The sequence below is a fragment of the Blastocatellia bacterium genome (assembly GCA_035573895.1).
Lineage (GTDB): Bacteria > Acidobacteriota > Blastocatellia > HR10 > HR10 > DATLZR01.
The window spans coordinates 77,165-97,982 of the sequence record DATLZR010000009.1 but is presented as its reverse complement, the minus strand read 5'-3'; the positions used below and the strand labels follow the sequence as shown (position 1 = coordinate 97,982).

Annotated in this window: 18 protein-coding genes and 1 tRNA gene; 10 read left to right on the top strand and 9 right to left on the bottom strand. The window is 58.4% G+C overall.

Annotated elements, in window-relative coordinates; all coding sequences use genetic code 11:
* Positions 1-160 precede the first annotated feature (160 nt).
* Positions 161-1,150, top strand: a complete 990-nt coding sequence (locus VNM72_01140) for a tetratricopeptide repeat protein (protein HXF04004.1) — start codon at positions 161-163, stop codon at positions 1,148-1,150.
* A 52-nt stretch (positions 1,151-1,202) separates the two neighbouring features.
* Positions 1,203-1,385, top strand: a complete 183-nt coding sequence (locus VNM72_01135) for a hypothetical protein (protein ID HXF04003.1) — start codon at positions 1,203-1,205, stop codon at positions 1,383-1,385.
* 68 nt (positions 1,386-1,453) lie between these two features.
* On the opposite strand, the gene lpxD is transcribed toward VNM72_01135, so the two are convergent.
* The 9 genes from lpxD to VNM72_01090 all read right to left on the bottom strand — a co-directional run bounded on the left by lpxD (position 1,454) and on the right by VNM72_01090 (position 9,972).
* Entirely contained in the window at positions 1,454-2,506 is a 1,053-nt protein-coding gene (gene lpxD, locus VNM72_01130) for a UDP-3-O-(3-hydroxymyristoyl)glucosamine N-acyltransferase (GenBank protein ID HXF04002.1), read from the bottom strand.
* Between the two features lie 256 nt (positions 2,507-2,762).
* Complete coding sequence (locus VNM72_01125; GenBank protein HXF04001.1) at positions 2,763-3,761, bottom strand: sialidase family protein; 999 nt, start codon at positions 3,759-3,761, stop codon at positions 2,763-2,765.
* A 449-nt stretch (positions 3,762-4,210) separates the two neighbouring features.
* Positions 4,211-4,287 (bottom strand) — tRNA-Met (locus tag VNM72_01120).
* 330 nt (positions 4,288-4,617) lie between these two features.
* Complete coding sequence (locus VNM72_01115; protein ID HXF04000.1) at positions 4,618-5,643, bottom strand: cytochrome c peroxidase; 1,026 nt, start codon at positions 5,641-5,643, stop codon at positions 4,618-4,620.
* Positions 5,644-5,716: 73 nt separating this feature from the next.
* Positions 5,717-6,826 carry an MlaD family protein gene (locus tag VNM72_01110; protein ID HXF03999.1) on the bottom strand — a complete coding sequence of 370 codons (1,110 nt, stop codon included), beginning with the start codon at positions 6,824-6,826 and terminating at the stop codon, positions 5,717-5,719.
* 148 nt (positions 6,827-6,974) lie between these two features.
* Positions 6,975-7,742, bottom strand: coding sequence for an ABC transporter permease (locus VNM72_01105; GenBank protein HXF03998.1), 768 nt, complete (start codon positions 7,740-7,742; stop codon positions 6,975-6,977).
* Positions 7,743-8,001: 259 nt separating this feature from the next.
* Positions 8,002-8,646: a Spy/CpxP family protein refolding chaperone gene (locus VNM72_01100; protein ID HXF03997.1), complete on the bottom strand. Its 645-nt coding sequence runs from the start codon at positions 8,644-8,646 to the stop codon at positions 8,002-8,004.
* 22 nt (positions 8,647-8,668) lie between these two features.
* The gene (locus tag VNM72_01095) at positions 8,669-9,349 is read right to left on the bottom strand and encodes a zf-HC2 domain-containing protein (GenBank protein ID HXF03996.1); all 681 of its coding nucleotides are present in this window, start codon (positions 9,347-9,349) and stop codon (positions 8,669-8,671) included.
* 26 nt (positions 9,350-9,375) lie between these two features.
* Positions 9,376-9,972, bottom strand: a complete 597-nt coding sequence (locus tag VNM72_01090; protein ID HXF03995.1) for a sigma-70 family RNA polymerase sigma factor — start codon at positions 9,970-9,972, stop codon at positions 9,376-9,378.
* Positions 9,973-10,473: 501 nt separating this feature from the next.
* Here VNM72_01090 and VNM72_01085 point away from each other — a divergent pair.
* The 8 genes from VNM72_01085 (at position 10,474) to VNM72_01050 (ending at position 20,817) form a co-directional block, all read left to right on the top strand.
* Positions 10,474-12,096, top strand: coding sequence for a M28 family peptidase (locus VNM72_01085; protein HXF03994.1), 1,623 nt, complete (start codon positions 10,474-10,476; stop codon positions 12,094-12,096).
* Between the two features lie 114 nt (positions 12,097-12,210).
* Positions 12,211-12,981: a TlyA family RNA methyltransferase gene (locus VNM72_01080; protein HXF03993.1), complete on the top strand. Its 771-nt coding sequence runs from the start codon at positions 12,211-12,213 to the stop codon at positions 12,979-12,981.
* Between the two features lie 97 nt (positions 12,982-13,078).
* On the top strand, positions 13,079-13,924 hold the full coding sequence (locus VNM72_01075; protein HXF03992.1) for a caspase family protein: 846 nt from the start codon (positions 13,079-13,081) through the stop codon (positions 13,922-13,924).
* 165 nt (positions 13,925-14,089) lie between these two features.
* Positions 14,090-16,783 (top strand): CHAT domain-containing protein, encoded by a 2,694-nt coding sequence (locus VNM72_01070; protein ID HXF03991.1) that lies wholly within the window; start codon positions 14,090-14,092, stop codon positions 16,781-16,783.
* Between the two features lie 250 nt (positions 16,784-17,033).
* Positions 17,034-17,492 (top strand): hypothetical protein, encoded by a 459-nt coding sequence (locus tag VNM72_01065; protein ID HXF03990.1) that lies wholly within the window; start codon positions 17,034-17,036, stop codon positions 17,490-17,492.
* 328 nt (positions 17,493-17,820) lie between these two features.
* Positions 17,821-18,042, top strand: coding sequence for a hypothetical protein (locus tag VNM72_01060; GenBank protein ID HXF03989.1), 222 nt, complete (start codon positions 17,821-17,823; stop codon positions 18,040-18,042).
* Between the two features lie 371 nt (positions 18,043-18,413).
* A complete protein-coding gene (locus VNM72_01055; protein HXF03988.1) occupies positions 18,414-20,039 on the top strand; it encodes an ATP-binding protein in 1,626 nt (541 codons plus the stop codon).
* On the top strand, positions 20,011-20,817 hold the full coding sequence (locus VNM72_01050; protein HXF03987.1) for a response regulator: 807 nt from the start codon (positions 20,011-20,013) through the stop codon (positions 20,815-20,817). The genes VNM72_01055 and VNM72_01050 overlap by 29 nt, the downstream gene beginning before the upstream one ends.
* Position 20,818 lies beyond the last annotated feature (1 nt).

Genomic DNA, 20,818 nt, shown 5'->3' with positions numbered 1-20,818 from the left:
TGGTTAAAGGGACGATTGATCTCAGTCGCCGCACGGGCAGCGCCGCGCTGGTTGTTCCCTTGAGTCAAGGGGGCGGCCAATACCTGATCACCGACAGGAACATTGACGACAACACCCCCTGTCGCTAAGGGATGTCGGATGTGTCGAAAGAGAGGAGACTATGGGCGATCAAAGGAAAAGCGCGTTCCGTTCTCTTGTTTTTCCGCTCGTGATGTTCTTCTTTGCGTGTGGAGTTTGCCGGGCCTGGGCGCAAACTCGAGCCGCGGAAAAACACTTTCAGCGTGGACTGGACTGCTATCGGAAGGGTGACTTTCATGCGGCCATCGAGGAATTCAGCCGGGCCATTCAGATCAATTCCAATCTCCCGGTAAGGGCTGACAGGGATAATCGCTCGCCGATGATTCACCCCGGGGTCGGCTCCGACGCCGACCTGGAGCTGATTCTCATTGCCGATTCATTCAACGCACGAGCCTATTACAATCGGGGAGTGGCTCGAAGAGCCGTGGGAGATCTGGACGGCGCGATTGAGGATTTCACCCGAAGTATTCGCATGGCTCCGGATATGGCTCAGGTGTACATCAACCGCGGAAATGTTTATCAGCTCAAGGGCGAGCTTGACCTGGCCATTGCCGATTACAGTCGAGCCATTGCACTGGATCCCGGATCGGCTGCGGCCTACAACAATCGAGGTCTCGCCAGACGAAACCAGGGACAGTTACAGGAGGCGCTTGCCGATTTCGACAAAGCGATTGAGATCGAGCCCGATTCGGCGGAAGCCTACAGTAATCGCGGAGCCGCTCGATATGAGAGCGGAAATCTGGCCGGCGCTGTGGAAGATTTCGATGCTGCCATCCGGATCAATCCATTCTTCGGTGCGGCCTATTGCAATCGGGGATTGGTCAAACGGGACCAGGGTCGTGTGGAAGACGCTCTGGCAGATTTCGATCGGGCGATCCATCTGGATCCCCGCCACGCGCTGGCGTATGCGAACCGGGGCCTGGCGCTATTTACCTTAGGCCGGGAGATGGAAGCCGAGCGAGATTTCCAGACCGCATTTCGGCTGGATGACCGGTTGCGGGGCCCGGTCGAACGCACCCTCCGACAAATCGGACTGCAAGGTTCGCCAGGCCAGAGGAAAGCTCAGCCCTAGCACGGGCTCTCACCGGCTCACCAAAAATTCTGCGCCATGAAACGCTGCTTCAATGCCAGACTCAAAGGACTGGGTGGTGTCCGGAACGGAACGGTTCATCAGTACCACCCGGCGCGTTTTGCCCGTGAAGATCAAACAGGGTAACTTTCGTGGAGAGCAGCACGTCCGGGTCCTGACGATCAAACCGATTCCTCCAGTATCCGGAGGACCAGATGTACCACTCCGGCTGGAATGAAAATCTCCGGAGTTGGCCCCCTTGGCACGCCAGGTTAGCACTGCCGGCAGCCTGCGGCTGCCGATGGGTCACGAGGTTGGCCTTTGGTCTTTCGCGTTCTTCTTAAGTTCGGCCACCTGTCGCGCCAGGTCCTCCACCTGCGCCGCCAGTCGGGGCAGGCGCACGAGATGCGCGTACTGCGACTTAAACTCACGCATCGGCCGCGCCGGTGTCCCCCAGACGAATTCGCTCGCCGGGATTCTTTTGCCGCTGGGAATTCCCGCCTGTGCTCCGAGAACGGCCTTCCGTCCGATGCGAACGTGATCGCCAATTCCCACCTGCCCGCCGATGACAACGTGATCCTCGATGTGAGAGCTGCCGGCAATGCCCGTCTGTGCGGCGATCACCGTATCTTCGCCGATGACGACGTTGTGTGCCACCTGAACGAGATTATCAATCTTCGTCCCGCGACGGATGATGGTTGCGCCGAGCGTCCCCCGGTCAATGGTGACGTTGGTTCCGATCTCGACATCGTCTTCGATGATGACGCTCCCGATCTGAGGGAATTTATGGTATGTGCCTTCGACCAGAAAATAGCCAAATCCGTCTCCGCCGATCACGCTTCCCGCATGAATCGTCACACGCGCACCAATGGTTACGTCGTGATAAATTGTGACGTGGGGATGAATGATCGTGTCATCTCCGATTATGCCCCGCGCCCCGATGAAGACGCCGGCGCCAATGATGACCCTCTCACCGATGCGCACATCGTCCTCGATAACGACATAAGGACCGATGGATGCGCTTTCGGGTACGACGACATTGTCGGCGATAACGGCAGTTGGATGAATGCCCACCGGCGGGCGGCGCGGCGGATGGAAGAGCAGCACGACCTGGGCGAAGGCCCGACGGGGATGCCGGACCTGAATGACCGTCTTGCCTTCCAGCGCGTGACCTTCGGGGACGATTACCGCAGACGCCCGCGACATCATTGCCTGCGTGTCGTACTTTTCCGAATCAATAAAAGCGATGTCCCCTGGCGCTGCTTCCTCCAGGCTGGCCACGCCGCCGATTTCCAGCGAGGCATCGCCGAGGACTGATCCTCCGACAAGTGCGGCAATTTCACCGACAGTCTTTTTCATTGCTCCCTCGCCCTTCGACGGTAAATGGAGCGAAAAACTCTAGCGGAAACAAAAGAGAGATGCTAGCCGACTATACCCCCTGAGGGTCCAGGACCGAGCAGATTGAGGGACTCCGGATGTTGCCCCTTCGCTCTCGCAGCAAAGAGGCCTCACAATCAGACCATTTCCGTCAGGCTACCCGATGGCGGTGACCAGACGGACCCCCCCTCTTTGCCTTGTGAGGGTGGTGCGCGGGCTCCTGGTCCCGGGCAGGCGTTCACTCGCGGAGTGTTGATTCCCGGCTGCGAAAAACACGACCTACGCCGCTTCCCGCGAAGAGATAGCCATCGGAGCGAACCGCTAGCGAAAGAACGTTCATCCCTTGCAACCCGATACTGGACCAGGTGAGGCCGTCATCGAGCGAGCGAAAAACGCCGGCTCCCGGCCCGTTCAGGTTAGCGGAGGCGGCGAAAAGATCGTCCCTCTCGTTCCGGGCCAGTGACAGAATGTTCATCCGACGCAAGCTGAGCGGCACCCATGTTCGGCCTTGATCGTCTGATCGGTAGACCCCATCACCTCCGCTGAGGCTACCGGTTCCTGCGAACAGATGGCCATGCGAATCGCTCAGCAAAGAGGTGATGCTAGTTCGGAATGTGCTCACCGAAGCCCACGTCATTCCCTCGTCGCTGGAAGCGAAGATTCGCCCCTGCCCGCCAAAAAGATTGCCAGAACCGGCAAGGAGGTGTCCTTGCGGGGTGATGGCGAATGTCGTAATCGTCGTCCCCGATGGCCCCACGGCCATCCACCGGTCACCATCAGTTGAGGACCGGAAGATACCGGCGCCGTATGTGCCGGCCAGCACGGTTCCCGTCGGCGTGATCAGCAGCGACACAACGTTGAGCTTTGTCAGGCCTCTGTTGACGGGTGTCCACGTTTCTCCATTGTCCCGGGAGCGAAACACGCCCGCGCCATCCACGAGCCCCCCGGTGGCAGCAAAGAGCGATCCCGTTACGGGATTAAAAGCGAGAGAAATGACATTGAGGCTGGTGAGACCTGTGGTGAGGACTTCCCAGGTTTCGCCGTCATCGGCCGAACGAAAGACTCCTTCACCATAGGCCGACGCAAAGAGGTAGTCACCGACGATTAGGGAGAACACAGCCTTCCGTGAAGGTCCGTTTGTCGGCTGCCAGAAAACCGATTGTGCCGCTGTCGCAATGGATGGGGAAGGCCACACGAGCATTAGCAGGAGCAAGAGCACGAGCACTCGACGTTCCATGGTACACCTCGCAATGAGCAGGACTGTATGTGAGCGCGAGCATCATCGGGCCTCTAGTTAATCACATTCGGTTCCTTTGTCAAGGTCGGGAGAGCACCCTGACCTCAGCTTAGAGATCTCACCACGGATTTTCGGCGTGGAGAAATTTCGCGTGAATCTCTGCGGCTGGCCCATTATGATTCGGAGGGGGGCTCGAATCTAAGGTCAGCCGCGTAATGAACGAACGGCGGAGCAATCGTTGGATTGAACAGGTCACGAACCGATCCCCGGTCCGGCGAGCTATGATGTTAGCGAGCAGGTGCCCTCTGGCGAGAGTCAAGGTCACGAATTTTGGAAACGCCAGCGTTCAGATGCCGGTTTTCGGCAAAGGGTGCCGTCTTCGGGCGTTCGCCTGAGATATAAAGTGCTGTTGCAGCGAGATGGGTTCGGCCGGCATTTCCTGCGGGGGTTGGTTGCGGGGGGTGGATTTGAACCACCGACCTTTGGGTTATGAGCCCAACGAGCTTCCAGACTGCTCCACCCCGCGTCAAAATCCGGAGCCAATTATAGAAGGCAACAGCAATCAATGTCAACGTGGACGGTCGAATATGATGTTCGCCTCCTGATTCGCACAAAGAGATTGTGCACCCACGGCCGATAGAGTTCAGATACAGGTGAAGCGTGGCGAGCCGGGGATCACATTCTTTTCGATGCGTCACATGTCGCACCCATTCGCCGCACCACGGGACGAAGGCGTAGAGAGGTGGGAGGCAACTGGCGATTTCCTTGCAGTGGGCCGAGCCCCACAGGAGTTTCGGGGCCGAGGAGCGAGCCTTCATTTCGGTGTCATAGGGCGGCTCGCTCCCCGGAACGAGAATCACTGTTCGGGCAGCCGTGGCTCTTTAAGTTGACCTTCCTCGGTCAATGAGCGAAGGAACGCCAGCAAAGCTTGCCTCTCCTCAGGAGTGATCTTGGCCGGTTTGAGATTGACCCTGTCCAGCCAGGGATTCGGTTTGCCACCGGCGAGCATCAGATCAACCGCTTCCTCCAATGTCGCTACGCTGCCGTCGTGGAAATAGGGGCCCGAGCGGGCCACATCCCGCAGCGTGGGCGTCTTGAATGCCCCTTTATCTCTCTCCTGGTTGGTCACCTTGAAGCGGCCGAGATCAGGCTCGGGCTTATCCATCCCGATGCCAACGTTGTGATACTGCAAATCGGTGAACAGAATCCCCGCATGACATTGATCGCAGCCGACCCGCTTGAACACCTCCAGGCCGCGTTTGGCTTCTTCGCTGAGAGCCGTGCTATCCCCCAGGCGATAGCGATCGTAGGCTGTTTTGCCTCCGATGATTGTCCGCGTATACGCCGCCAGGGCTTTGACGATATTTTCGGGAGTGGCATCGGTGCCGAAGACCCGCTGGAATTGCTTTCGATAACCTTCGATGCTGTTGAGCCTGGCGGCGATCTCATCCGGTTTGGCGCTCATGTTGGGACCGGTCCAGGCTGCATTGATCTGTTTCTCCAGCGGTGACGACCGACCGTCCCAGTAGAACTCTTTGTGATAACCGATATTCCAGAGCGTCGGGCTGTTGCGCGGGAGTTTTTTCCCCAGTGCTCCGATGGCCGTCGGCAGCCCATCGCTCAATCCTTTTTCATTCAAATGACAGGAATAGCACGACCGTGACTGATCGGCGCTCAGCCGCTTGTCGAAAAACAGTTGACGCCCGAGGGCGACTTTCTCCGGTGTCTGGGGATTATCGGGAGGGATTTCCATCGCCTCATATCCGGCTAATCCCTCGGGTAGGGGCAGAATCTCCGGCTGAAACTCTGCTCGCTCCTCGCGGCGACAACCGGTGATTGTAAGCAGCAGTCCCGCACCGCAGATGACAAGAAGGCAGGTCATCCACCACCTTGCATGGTTCCGCATTGATCATCCTCCTGTTGTCAAAAATAGATGAGAACGCTCCGAGCCTGAATCAGAATATCGAGATCTTAAATCGCAAGAATTTACCCGGATTTTGCCGGAAATCGTAAAGCAAGCGCACAAGTTCTGATGAGAGCGAATTGAGATTATCGTAGAGCTGGCGATCATGAACGAGAGCGCCCAGAGTCCCCTCGCCAGTCTCAATCTTTCCGCTGATCTCCTTCATGTTGGCGACCATGACGCGGGCGTCCTCATGTAAGGCGGGATCGTTGATCAGGCGACCGACCGTCCCCTCACCCTTTTCGATCCGGGTGGCGATCGTATCAACGCGCTCGGCGATCTCCTCCACCCGTTTCATCGTCCGGTTGAGACTGTCGTAGACGTCGGGTTCCCGGAGCAACCGGGAGATTGTCCCCTGTCCTTCCTGAATCTCGCGGGTGACGCGCTCGAGTCGAGTCACTGCTCGCTTCAAGTCGTCGTAGAGGGTTGGATCATTAATGAGCCGACCTACTGTCCCCTCGCCCTCACGGATTCGCCGAACCAGATCACGGGCTTCGATGATGGTGGCATCGAGGTCTTCGTACACTTTGGGATCGCGGATGAGCTTTCCCACCGTCCCCTGTCCCTGGTTGATGCGCAAGACCATCTGCCTGATTTGCTCGGCAGTGTCCGTCAGGTCAGCAATGAGGGGATCCACGCCAGAGATGATCTTCCGGATGTTTGTCCCCGGCGCGCTTTGGAGGTAGTCGCCGCTTTGAATGGGCTTGCCGTTCTTCGTTCCCGGCGAAATCTCAACCACTTTATCCCCGAGCAGTCCGATGGAGCCCAGCGTGACGACCGAATCCGATCGGATGCGCTCGCGGGCGATCTCCGGATTCACCCGCATGACGATCTCCACCGTGTTGGGGTCTTCGGGGCGGGTGGGAATTTCGCCGAACTTCACCTCGACGACATTTCCCACGCGGACACCGGCAAGACGAACTTCGTTGCCGGGGATCAGCCCGTCCACCTCGGCGACCCGCGCCCGCACGAGAAATTCCTCACGAATGAAGCCGATTTCGCCGCTGGCCGTGAGGATCATAAAGATGAGCAGGGCGATGGCCACCAGGACGACGATTCCCACCTTGAGTTCACTGAAGGTGATCTTTTTCCGTGTCGGCATAGACTCCTCCGAAATTCGCCACAAACGGACACGGATGAACACGGATTGTCTCGCTTCATTGCGTCCTTCCGTGCACGTCTGTGGTTCAGATTCTCATCCGGGCATGGGCCCGTCTTCCAAATGAAGAGTCCCATCCTCCGGTCGCCCTTTATTGACCGGGGGGCAGGAAAATTTGCAGGGCACGGGTGATGAAGAAATCGGCCACCAGAATCAGGATCGAAGCCACGACCACCGATTGCGTCGTGGAACGTCCGACGCCGACCGCTCCTCCGCTTGTACGCAGACCAGCGCGACAGCCGACTACGGCAATGATGAAGGCGAAGACCAGAGCCTTGATCAGACTCCCCGTCACGTCGTTCAATTTGAACGCCAGTTTGGCGGAACTGGTGTACTGTGTATAGGGCAGGCCCAAAAGCGTTACGGCCACGACCAGCCCTCCTCCCGTCCCGACCATGACGGCAATGATGGTGAGGGCCGGAACCATCACCAGCAAAGCAACCATTCGGGGGGTGACTAACTTCCGTATGGGGTCGGTGCCCAGAGCACGCATGGCGTCAATTTGATCGCTGACGAGCATCGTACCGAGTTCCGCGGCAATGCCCGACCCCACGCGACCCGCCACCATCAATGACGTCAACACCGGTCCCAGCTCCCGCAGCAATGACGTTGCAACCAGGCGTCCGGTGAATCCTTTGGCCCCGAGCGACGACATCGTCATACCTGTTTGTAGGGCAAGTACAGCTCCAGTGAAAAATCCCGTTAGCAGAACGATCACCAGGCTCCCCACACCGATCGTGTCCATCTGATTGAGCATATCTCGGAAGTACCGGGGTCGGGTGAAAAGCGCGGCGAATGCCCGCCAGGCCAGCACCGTCCCCTCTTGAAGCTCATAGAGGATGAGTTTAAGGATGTTCATTCCCGTCCCGGTTGCAGACTCCCCGGAAGTTGCGATCAAGGGTCTAATATCGCCGATGGAAGATTCAGGCGTCAAGCCGAGAGGCTCGGCACATAGATTCAGCGGATCGAGGCCGCTCGGGCCAGGGAGTAAAACCGATCGGTCAACTGAGGCTAGACCGTCTGGGTACGAAGGGGAGCGGAAGGTTCAGCTCTGCGCTGGAGCAGGAGGGACACGAGCTTTCCAGCCTGTCGTTCTTTGTCAAACTTGAAACTCTACGCTACATCTGCGGCGGTCGCTGAAGTGCCCGTCGCAACCGCTCCTGAAGCCGCCGTTCTCGCTCGCGGGCTTCCCGACGCATGCGACGAATGGCGAGTTCTTCGTCTCGAATCTTGCGGAACTCGGCGAGCTGTTCGGGAGTCAGCACGTTGCGAAATTCAATCTCCAGTTGAGTCTCCAGGCGAATCAGTTCGCTTTGCGCCTCGATCAGCTCTCGAAGGCGTTGTTCGACGAGGGAGGGATTGAATGTTTCGCCATAGGTGGCTTCGCGGAGAGCATCCCGGCGATCCTCCACCTCTTGACGGGCTTTCTCGAGATGGGGGCCGAGACGTCGGCGAACGTCCTGGATGCGTCGTAGTTGCTCCGGTGAGAGATTGAGCAGGCGAATGATCGCCATACGATTGAGCACCGGAGTCTGGGCCTGTGGTTGCGCGAGCAAACTTTGCTCCTGCAGGGGACCTGGCGCTTCCGGGCGCTCGGCCGGAACCGGAGCAGGGCGATCCACACCCGTTCGCGATCGCAGTTGCTCGGTCGCCTTCGTTGGTCGCCCGGCCTGCCCAGCGAGAACCGCTGTTGCCCGGGACCACCCCAAAAGGCAACCGCCGATGATTCCACCAGCGGCAATGATACCGAGTATCGTTCGCATGCTCTTGCTCCCTTTCTCTGGTTTAGTTCCCCCCGCGATCAAAGAAAATATCGGTGAAGGTCAATGCCTCTGTGCGGGGTGTTTCCAGTTCTCGTAGCACGCCCGCGAGTTGTTGTCGCTGCTGGTCTTGCAACTTCTGAACAAGATCCATTAGAGTGACCGTCTGCTCAGCCTGGATCTGTCGCACGGCTTCCTCCAGAGAAGACACCAGGCGCTCTTGCTGTTGTTGCTGAAACTGTCGGAATTTTTCATCGAGAATGGCTGCGATCTGCTGCTGGTCAAGCCCCTGGCGGTTTTCCATCTGCGTGTCCGTCCGGACGGGAAGAAGACTGGCGCGAAATCGGAAGCCGGTCGTGCGTGACACTTCGATCTGAACATTAAAGATGGCCAGGATCACGAGCGTCGCCATCGCACCTGCGAGGAGCTTTCCCCACGCGGGTGCGGTCCGAAACACCTGCACCAGCGCCTGCCAGAAGCTCTCCTTCACCTGGACGATCACTCGAGGAGATTCGTTGACCTCCCACACACTGAGCATCTGTCGGACAGATCGAAAGTCCTCGACGTCCCGGCGACAGCTCGCACACTCCCTCATGTGTTCTTCAAATGCGCGTGTTTGTGCCGGGGCCAGTTCGCCATAGAGGTAGGCGACAAGCTGCTCCTTGAACTCGCACGGAGGAGCCTGCTGATGAAGATTTTCCGTCATGGTTCTCTCATCCTCCTGTGTATCGCTTACAAAGCATCTTTGACCGATGTCAGTCGCTTTCGCAACTGATCCAGCCCGGTATAGAGTCGGGTCTTGGCCGTGCTGACCGGGATGTTCAAAATCTCCGCGATTTCGGCAAATGTCAGTCCTTCGTACTCCTTCATGATGACGACCTGCCGGAGTTCCGGAGGAAGAGCGTGCACTGCCCGGCGCACTCGCTCGGCCAGTTGTTGACGGTGAATTCGACTCACGACCGGATCTTCGACCGCAATCGTGGTTGCTTCGTCAAGGGACGTGTGCTCGGCCTGCTTCTCGCGGAGCTTGTTATAGCAGCAGTTGATGGCAATACGGTAGAGCCAGGAAGAAAATCGTGCATCTCCGCGAAACTGGCGCAAGTTTCGATAGGCGGTGAGAAAAACGTCCTGTGCCGCATCTCTCGCGTCTTCGCTCTGCCCGAGCATCCGAAGGGCAAGGCTGTAGATTTTCTTCTCCCAACGCTTGATGAGAAGCCCGAAGGCTTCGGTCTCACCGTTTAGCGTGCGTTGTACGATCTGCTCGTCTGACAGCTCCATGAGGTCCCCCACGTCCCGCATCAACTGACTCGTCTTGTGCTCCCTTCGCATCCCCCGATCAGCCATCTCTTTGGACAGTTCAAAGGGAGAAAAAGTCGGAAAATTACACGCCCCGTTTCCTCAGCAGCACCGGCCCTTCTCCCTCCATCACGGTCAAGAACGGACACCGCCGACGTCCTACGATGCCTTCGGGAGGGCTTTGATTCTCCCTGTTGCCGACGGCTCTTTTGTTGGCCTTTTCCACCTCCGTCCTCTAGCCCTATAATATCGCCTTTGTTATGAAAGGCCAACAGATTACCCATAGGGAAGGCATAAACGTGCACGCCGGAGGGACCTGCGCGGCCTTTCGGGAGGGAATCGTAACGGAGTCGTCCGAGTCGGCGACGGTGCACAGGCAGGACGGCCTGCGACGCTTTCTCGGGGAAGTTTTTCACGACGCTCAGGCGACGCCCGGATGCGATGAAACACAAGCGACGGGTTGCACCAATTAATTTTCGGACGGGTCCATCGGTGCAGATCTGTGAAATCTGCGGCTATTTTCGGAGGAAGCTTATGAAACATCGAGCAGTGAAGAAATCGCTGGTGGTAGCACTGGTTCTTCTCCCCGTGGTTGCCCGGGGGTGGGGAGACTCATCAACGCGCCCCCTGCCGTCGGCAGCAGCGCTCGAGAGCATTACCCCGGAAGAACTCCGGGCTCACGTTGAATTTCTTGCATCGGATGAATTGGGAGGGCGTTATGTCGCCAGCTCATCCAATCATATCGCGGCGCGCTATCTGGCATCGCAGCTCCGAAGGTACGGCTATCGCGGCGGCGCCGCCGACGGATCGTTCTTCCAGAAATTCGACATTAGCGTGAGGCGGCTCGTCCCCGATCGAACCCGCCTTGAGATCACAGGACCCGCGGGCAAGAAAACGTTTTCCTATGGAAGGGATTTCATTTTGTTCGGTGCGCGCGGGACTCGGACTCTGGACGGTGAAATGGTCTTCGTGCGGCACGGGGTGAGCCTGCCCGAGGTCAACTATGACGACTATGCCAAGATGGATGTGAAGGGGAAGATCGTCGTCGCCACATTCAGCACCGTCCCTGCTGTGACGCGAGACGGTGCGCCGCTGACCTCTCGAAACTATCCCTGGAATCAAAAAGTTGCTACCGCTGCTGCGCGGGGGGCGCAGGCGATTATTCTTCTGCGTAGTCCTCAAGAGGGTCCTCTGCCTCGTTTTGGGGGCTCCGGGGTGGCAGAACAAGTTTCGCTTGCCAGCGATGATCCGACACCCTCAAGCCCGATTGTAATCGTTTTCGCCGGACCCGAGCTCGCCGCCGAACTTTGTGCGGCGGCTGGGATATCGCCGGAGGCGTTAAGTTCATCGGACTCGTTACCCGAGCCGAAATCCCTCGGCCTCATGGCCCGGCTGGACGTGGCCTTTGAGAACCAGCGCTACGAGACGCAAAACGTCATCGGGATTCTCGACGGCTCCGATCCCCAGCGGCGGAACGAATACGTGGTCATCAGCGCCCATTACGATCATGTTCAAACGCGTAACGGCCAAATATACAACGGAGCGGATGATGACGGTTCGGGGACATCCGCCGTCCTGGAGATTGCGCAGGCATTCACCATCGGCGAACGTCCGAAACGCTCGATCCTCATCATCTTTCACACGGCCGAGGAAGTTGGCCTGCTGGGATCACGATATTTCGTGATGCACCCAACGGTACCTCTGACCGCCATCGTCGCCAATTTGAACATTGATATGATCGGTCGCAGCCGGTCTCCCCAGGATACGAATCCGGCCAATCGGGAACTGAGCGACGCCAACACGCTTTATCTCATCGGCTCCGATAAACTGAGTCGCGAACTGCATGAATTGAGCGAACAGACGAATCAGGACACCGAGAAGATGGTCTTCGATTACCGCTATAATCGTGAGGATCATCCCGAACGGCTCTATTATCGCAGCGATCACTACAACTATGCCCGAAATGGTATCCCGGTGATCTTCTACTTCACGGGATTGCATGAGGATTACCATCGGCCCACCGATGACGTGGAGAAGCTCGACTTTCAAAAGATGACGCGTATCACGCGGTTGATCTTTGCCACCGGCTGGCGCATTGCCAATCTCGATCATCGCTTGAAGGTGGATGGAAGCCCGCCGGGACAAAGGCCCCACTGACAGGGGGAGTGAAGCCCGGCGAGTTTTCTCCTCCTCCGCGAGAGGAGGAAGCCGCCGTGGAGTGAGACTCTTTGACCATGCGCGGGGTCTAGCGTCTGGGCTATATTTTTGGCGGTGGTCACGCCGAAGAGGACAAAAGAGCGAATAGACCAGCGGCTCGTTCGAGAAGGACTGGTCGAGTCCCGAGCCAAAGCCCAGGCTCTCATCCTTGCTGGTCACGTCCTGGTAGATGATCTCGTTGTGGATAAACCGGGGAAGCTGGTCGCGCAGGACGCACGCGTCGAGATCAAAGGTCGTCTGCATCCCTACGTGAGCCGGGGTGGGATGAAACTCGAAGCGGCGCTCCGGACGTTCGGTCTGGATGTGCGAGGACTGACGTGCCTCGATGTCGGGGCCGGAACCGGCGGCTTCACCGACTGTCTGTTGCAACACGGAGCGGCAGCCGTCTACGCCGTGGATGTCGGGCGCTATCAACTTGACTGGCGACTGCGACGGGACCCTCGCGTCGTCGTCCGCGAGGGCCTCAATGCCCGCTACCTCAAGCCCGAGGATTTTCCCGTGCGGTTCGACCTCATCACGATTGATGTCTCGTTCATCTCCCTGAAGAAAATTCTTCCGGCAGTGGTTCCCCTTCTGGCCCCAACAGGAGCCATTATTGCCCTGATCAAGCCGCAGTTCGAGGCGGGCCGTCACGAAATCTCCCCCGGAGGGATTGTCCGCAGTCCTGCTACACATGACCGCGTCGTCGGCGAGATTCGCGCCTTTGCCGAAGATGACCTCCATCTGATTTGCCTCGGCACTATGGAATCCCCTATCCTCGGCGGCGACGGGAACAAAGAGTTTTTCATTTATCTTCGCCCGCACCCTCAGGGTGACCGAGAGTGACGGACGAGCCACTCACCTGCGAAAAGTCTCGCTACAGATGGACGCGGATAATCAGACGATCCGCGTTAACCCATCCGTGGAGAATTTTGGAGGTGTTATGGCGAAACGGGCCTTGTTGATCGGGATCAACCGGTATCGGATTCCGGGCGCAGATTTGCGTGGCTGCGTCAACGATGTCAAAAACATCAAGGGAGCACTGACCCGGTATTATGGCTTTGCCGACAAGGACATCACGATCGTGACCGATTTCGACGCGACCAAGAAGCGAATCCAGCGCGAGATCGAGAAGCTCGTGCGTCGAGCCCGCCGGGGCGATGTGCTGCTCTTGCATTACTCCGGGCACGGCTCGAATGTGCCCGATAACGACGGCGATGAAGCCGATCGTCGGGATGAGATCCTCTGTCCGACCGATCTTGATTGGAAAGACCCCTTGACGGATGACTGGCTCCGGCGGACCTTTGACGGACTGCCTGCGGGCGTGAACCTGACCGTGATCATGGACTGCTGCCATTCGGGAACGATCACGCGAGCGATTGAGCCGCCGGATGTTCCTTCGAAAGAGCGGTTCCTTCCCAGCCCCTGGGATCTCGTTGCTGTAGAGTCAGGTCGTCGTCTGAGCGGGGTTGTGCGAGGCGGACGGCGGGACCTCCTGCGCCGGGCGCGGAGAAGCCAGGATGTCGTCTTCGTTGACATCCCTGAGATTCTCATCTCCGGCTGTCGAGATACGCAGACGTCGGCGGACGCTTACATCGGGGGAAGCTTCAACGGGGCATTGACCTATCACCTGGTGGCCGCCATCAAGGAGAAGAAAGGTCAACTGACCTACCGTGAACTTCACGCGCGCACCATCGAGTTGCTCCGGCAAGGAAAATTCTCCCAGGTTCCCCAGCTCGAAGGTCGCAAACAGGTTTTAGATCGGCCATTTTTGTCGCCGCTCGAGTAAGTGGCGCGGATTATCGGCCCAGGCGTGGACTGTTCGAGCCCGCGATGGTTCATTCGCAGAGGGGGATTGCCTTACGTTCCTGCCTCCCGGGGGTAGACTGGAGATCGCATGCGTCGCCGTAAAAGATCGCAGCAGAGGCTCTTGACGCCGCGCTCCGCTGTTAGCGTGCGACGGAGAGGTCCCGTCACGGCAGCACGCAAACAGTGGGCCTTTTTCTTCTACCTGTGCGGAGACAATCATCTTGCGGCAGACATCGAGGATGATTGTGAGGAGATTTGCCGCGTCGGCAGCTCGCCCGATGTCCACGTCGTCGTGCAACATGACCGCCCTGATGGAGCGCGACGGTATCTCCTGCCCGAGGGGCGGCGACAGTGCCCGGAGCCCACGATGCACCTCGGTCGGATCAATACCGGTGAGCCGAAAGTGGCCGTGGATTTCTTGCTCTGGGGGATCGAGCACGCGCCCGCTGATCATATCGCCGTGGTCTTCGGTAGCCCGGGGATCAATCCGTATTACCTCCTGGAAAATCTCCCCGGTCGAGGATGGAATCGTAAGGAATCGGAGCTTGCGACCTGGGTCGAACGACACCTTTTCTCCATCTGCCACGACAAAACGAGCAATGATGCGCTGGAGGCATGGGAACTGCGGACCATTCTCGATGAGGTCGTCACGTCGCTCAATCGTCCCATTGATCTCGTGGGATTGGATATGGGGGCGAGTGCGTTCGTCGAGATTGCCTATCAGATGGAAGGTCTGGCCCGAGTGCTGGTTGCATCGCAGCGATTTGTCCCCGATGACGGCTGGCCCTATCGGCATATCCTGACAGGGTGGCAGAAATGCCTCGCGCGGACTCCGACCACAGTTCACGATCTGGCGAAACTTATCATCCAGATGGTGGCAGATCGTTATGCCCAAAGCTACCCTGAAGGAGATGTTCGGGTGGCTGCCATAGACCTGATGGCTCTCGCCAATTTTGCCCGTGGCTTCGACGCGCTCACGATGGCGCTGTTGCAGAGTCTGGGCGACTGGCATGTGCTGGATGCGTGTCGTCGAGCGGCGTTGTCGCTTGAGTGGATCCACGCCGTGAGCCCCAAAGAAAGAATGCACCATGCCTGGAGGCTCGGCGACCGTCTTCCGGCAGTAGACGTGCTGGAGCTGCTCGAAAGCCTCTCGCGCGAGCTTCACAGGAAATTGACCGAGGCTCCCCGCGACTACGGTCAGCGGGAGCGGGCGGGACAGTTGGCGGCGCTGGCGGAGAAGTCTCTCACCATGTTCACGCGAGGGACTCCTTCGAATCGTTCTGTGCTGATCGCTGCCTGGCCTCGGTCGGATCGAGGACTTTCGATTGTTTTTCCACCCCTGCGGCCGCCCGAGGAAATCGAGGCCGAAACCGGACCGCGCTTTCATCTCGCCCACTCGAACTATCTCGATTTGAATTTTTCGCGGCAGGTTCACTGGGCGGCATTCATCGGCGCTCTTCAGCTCATTCAGGAGAAACCGCACGTCCTGTGGCGGCTCGTCAGTTCGATGCTCGCCGATGCGACCGGACCGGCGCGTGAGGCATTGATGCAACGATTGCTCAGTCCGGACTCCGTGCTGGAGGGATTGAAGCGACAATTTCAGTCGCTCGGACCGCACCGGGCGCTGACGCTGTCTGTGGATACTCAAGTGAACGAAGCCGACGCCGATCGGCAGATGTTTCGACTTCGGCTGGAATCCACAGTGGCAGGGGCCGTTGTGGCTGAGCATGAAAGCCGCATTTATCGGCCTGCGCTCGATGAAACGGTCAACACCCTGGAACAACTTCTTGCCACCGTGGATGAGAATCCGAACGTGCTGGATGATCTGGAGTCGCTCGGCCGGACGCTCGGCGAGGACGTTCTGCAAGATCTCGCAGATCGGCTGGAGGCCGAACGCAAAGAAGCAATCAACGAGGGGGAGTTCCCACATCTCCGATTGCAAATTCCTCGGGAGCTGATGCGGTATCCGTGGGAGTTGATGTCGGATGGTCGAGGGTTGATCTGCGAGCGGTATGCCGTCGGACGGCAGGTTTTCATGGAGGCGTCGCGAGCCCGGCGGATCACGCGTCGCCGGCCGGGCCCGATCGAGGTGCTCGTCATCGGCAATCCCCCGCTGGCGCCCGAGTTCCAGACGCGGTGGGAGAAAAGATTCGGGTTTGTGCCGTCGTCTTTGCCAGGAGCCGAGCACGAGGCGCATCTGGTCGCGGAGGCGTTCGAGCGCTTGAACGATGAGCTGGCGGGCATTCCACCGGTTCGGGTGACGCGAGTGATTGGCCGGAGGCTGACGGGGAATGATTTTCGTCGCCTGCTCCGGCGGGGGCGTTACGACATCGTTCACTATGCCGGTCACGCCCGATTTGACGGGAGGGACCCCGAAGCGAGCGCGTGGCTTTTGAGCGATGGGGTGATACGGGCGCGAGAGATTCGCAATACGCTGGCGTGGACGGCATCGCCACCCTGGCTCGTGTTCGCCAGTGCATGCGAAGCGGCTCAAGAAGCAGGACGGATTGTAGCCCGGTATCAGGGTGAGGTCTTCGGCCTAGCAACGGCGTTCATCAATCAGGGGGTGGCGGCTTATATCGCTCCGCTCTGGAAGCTGGACGATGAAGTTGCGACGCACGTGGCGATTGATTTCTATCGAGGGTTGATCTTCGACCGACTGAGTCTCGGCGAGGCGCTTGGTCGGGCGCGCCTTCGGGCGAGGCTCCGGTGGACATCGCCGCCCCGGGCGGTGGCAAGCTGGGCGAGTCTCGTGCTCTACGGAGACCCCACACCCCGATTGCTGGAGTCGCTGTGGACGCCTCACGCCGCAGGAGAAAAAGAAGCGACGGCCGAGTAGAAGGACCGGCCGTTGTTGCTCCCTCGTTCACACTCCTCCAGCCGGCGTCCCAGGGCCACTACCGCGCAAATTGTTGAGCTGGCGATCGGTCCGACAATGGAGCTTCTCCCTTCGATGCCAACACGCGGAGGGCGACTCCTATCATCCAATCAGGTGAAGTTGCGGCTGATAGAGCCCAACGGCATCCGTTACTGGGTCAAAGTGGATCGCCGGCGGAAAGATCCTGCCGCTCTCACCTCTGAGCCAAACGATGCAGCGCGACCGCGTTCGCACCCTTCTCGCGGGAGAACGCGTGTTCTGGGATTACCCTCGTGTTGTTGCCCGCTGGACCGTTGACAAAATCAGTGGCGAAGAAAAGAAAAGGCTTCTGCTTCAGCTCGTCGAGCCATACGACCGGGATGTTGTCCCTGCAGAACGACTGGGGATGATCAGTCCTGAGGGAAGACTGGAGGCTTTCGACCAACAGAGACCCTGGACGCGACTGCCCAGCCCAGCGAAAGATCGGTTGCTGCTCCTTGTCCACGGCACGTTCTGCAAGACCGAATCGGTGGTCCGGGCCCTGGGACAGAATTTCTTCCGCTGGGCTTATACGACGTATCGGGCGGTGGTCGGCTTCGGTCACTGGACGCTGTCGAAGACTAAGAGAATGCGGGGATGCTGTGGGAACTTCTCGAACCTCGCTGGCGTACCGGAGGCCGACTCGACATGATTGCGCACAGTTGAGGGGGACTTGTGGCGCGAGTGTTCGTCGAAATACTCACTCAGTCATGATGATGCCGTCCGGCGGGTCGTCTTCGGGGGAAACCCGAATGCCAGGACGAATCTGGCGAACCCTGCCTGCTGGATTCGAGCAGCCGATTGGATAGTGAACTTTGTTTTTGCAGATCGGACGGGTTTACGTGGGCGGCTGAGCGGTCCTGGCACCGGTTTGTGTTAGCACAGCGTTTGGTGAGATTCCCGGACTCCAGGCGCAAAATCCGACGGCAACGGGCAAGCAAGCCTTTCTCGCCCAGCTCCATGAAGGGCAACCGATTCCTGTGTACGTGGCGTACGCTCGCATCTCCGCAAACTATGAGCCGGATGCGGATGAGGTCAATCTGAAGAGCATCTCCAGCATCGCCCTTGATGGGGCACTGGATCAATTCTACGGCGGTCCGAACGATCTCGTCGTGGATACGGCGAGCGTCTGGGCCATTGATGCATCGAAAAAGGAATCGGTTCCTGCGACAAATCCTATCCCCCTGATTTTGCAAAAGTAAACATGAGCGGACCGGGCGATTGTCCCGGTTGACTCTTTAGCTCCAGATTTGACAAAGGCGCCCAGGACATTGATTTGCGGAGAGCGTGTCCTACCATTGCACGGATCAGTAGAATTGTTGCAGGCGTGAAAAATCGAGGGTAATTCCATGTAACGGAAAGAGTTAGTCTCAGGGGCGGTGCTCAAAGGTGTTTCAATGATGAAACCTCTATTTCCCGAAAGTTCAGCGGAGAGTTTTCCGGTGAATGCTCATCCTGACTCCTAATCCCCGTCTCTTCAAATGGTTCTAGGACCTTTCCCGTTGGTAGTCATGAAGCGCCCATGTGTGGAACTTGTGTTGCATGGGAGATGATTCTTGGCATTGGGGTGACGATGAGGCGACCGTTTTTTACAAAGATTGGGCGTCAGGTATTCTTCGGCTCGTTACTCGTCTACATGCTGGTGCTGGTCATCGGAGGCATTGAATGGGTCATCCGACGGGAGCTTATTCAAAGCTATGAAGTCCTGGCGGGAGGGCTGAGCCGCTTCGATGTTGCCTTAAATGAGATTCGTCATCTGACCTCTCAGCTTGAAGAGAAAGCACGGGACGTGCCCGCGCGGCAGACCCCCGAATGGGAGCGCGAGATGGCGGCGCTGCATGAACGGTTGCAGACTCTCTATCGCGCCGCCGAACAAGAGCAGCCGCCTGATAGCCGGGCTCGCACTCTGCTCCGCACGGCGCGAGAACAGTCCGATCGGTGGTTCTCGGCAGTGATGGCGACGTATCGGGCATCCGGCTTTCGGTGGGAGAATCCGCCAACGACGACCCGTGATGACATTTTGCGCCCCCTGGCCGAGATGAAGCAAGCGCACGTTCAGTTGATGGAATATAGTCAGAGCCAACGGCAGCGGCTTTTCTCGTTCATCCGGGAGTTAACCAGGCTAGCTGATCGGTTCCTCTTTGTGATGCTTGTTGTGACTCTCCTGCTCATTGCGGGGATCACGGCCGGAGTTCCTCACCTTCTGGGTCTCCGCATCCGACGGCTCCTCATGGCGATTCGTGCTCTCGAGCAGGGCCACGTCATGGCGAGCACGGGCGATTATCCCGAGGATGAATTCGGTGAACTGGCACGAGCCTTCGATCGAATGGCTCAATCCCTGGCCCAGAAGCAAAAACAACTTCAGGAGTCCCTGGCGGCTCTTGAGGCAATGAACACTAAACTCGAAGCGCTCGTTGAGCAACGCACGGAAGAACTCCGAGCCGCGCACGAGGAGCTTGTCCGGCGAGAGAAGCTTGCCGTCTTAGGAACCCTTGCCGGTGCCCTTGGCCACGAGCTTCGGAATCCGCTGAGCACGATGGCGACGTCGGTTTACGTTTTGAAGAGAGTCCTCAGCGCCGGCGGAGAAGTTGCTCAACACCTGGCCATCCTTGCGCACCAGATTGCCGCTGCTAACCGGATCATCACCAATCTGCTCGATTTTGCCCGCACACGCGAGCCAATGTGCGAGGAGGTGGACCTTCGGGATGTGGTTCAGGAGGCAATTGAATCATCGGTGATTCCTTCGACGGTCGCGCTCAGGGTTAGTTTGGGGGAGGAACCGGTACGGGCCATGGCGGATTCAACCCAGATCAATCAAGTGCTCTTGAACCTGATTGCTAATGCTGTCCAGGCGATGCCCGGTGGCGGTTACCTTGAGGTGGCGGTGAGAAGCAGAGGCGAGCGGATCGAGATCACCGTCACCGATACGGGCTGCGGGATGACGGAGGAACAAAGGGCCCGTTTGTTCCAGCCTTTGTTCACCACCAAACCGAAAGGGGTCGGCCTGGGTCTTGCCGTGAGCAAGAAGCTCATCGAGGCTCATGGGGGTGAGATCACCTGTGAAAGCGCTGTCGGAAAAGGAACGCGATTTTCCATCTGGCTGCCAGCGCTTTTGCCCCCGGAGCCGGCGTCACTGACCGGGGAGATGTCCTCCGCGGGGAGGGAGAAGGATGCTCAAGAGCTACTCCTTGTCGGTTGAGAATGAGCTGGTGCCCGTCGGCCAGCTCCATCTGCTTGTCGGGGATAATGACAGCGAATTCGTACGGGCGATCACAGAAACTCTTGAGCGACACGATATGACGGTGGCCGTGGCTTCGAACGGAGAGGAAATTTACGATTGGCTCCAGGCGGAAACCTTCGACGGGGTCCTACTGGACGTCGAGCTGCCGGGAGTTTCGGGTCGTGACATTCTCGGGGAACTTCGACGTCAAATGCCCGATGGCCTCCTCATCTTAATGGCGTCATCCGGGAGCAGAGAGCTTTTCACGTCGCTCATGCGTGAAGGAGCTATGAAACACCTACCGCAGCCATCCCGTCGGGAGGACTTCCTGCGGGCCTTCAGCCCGTTGCAGCGCGAGGCGATAGTATGGCTCGTCACCCGAGACCGGGTGCTGACCGAATGGCTTCGATATATCTTGGGTTCGCTCGGCGTTCGGGTGCTGGTGTTTGTCTCCCTCGGTGATGCCATTGGCGCGCTCTCTGCCCTGCGATGCAACGGCGTCGTTCTTCATCAAGAGGGACGCGGTCTGACGGAGTCGCTACTCTTTCTCCGCGAGATTGATCCTCGAGCAGCCTACATCTTTCTCCGTCGGAACGAGAATGTTGAAGAGGCCGTCTCCTCCCACTCCGCCGTTCCCTCAGTTTTGACGATGGCCAAACCTTTTAACCCTGGCAATCTCGTTCAGCTTTTGACTCTTTGGCGAGATCGGACGGTGACGCGTTTGCTCGCTACCGGGTGCCAGGGCGATCACACATAAG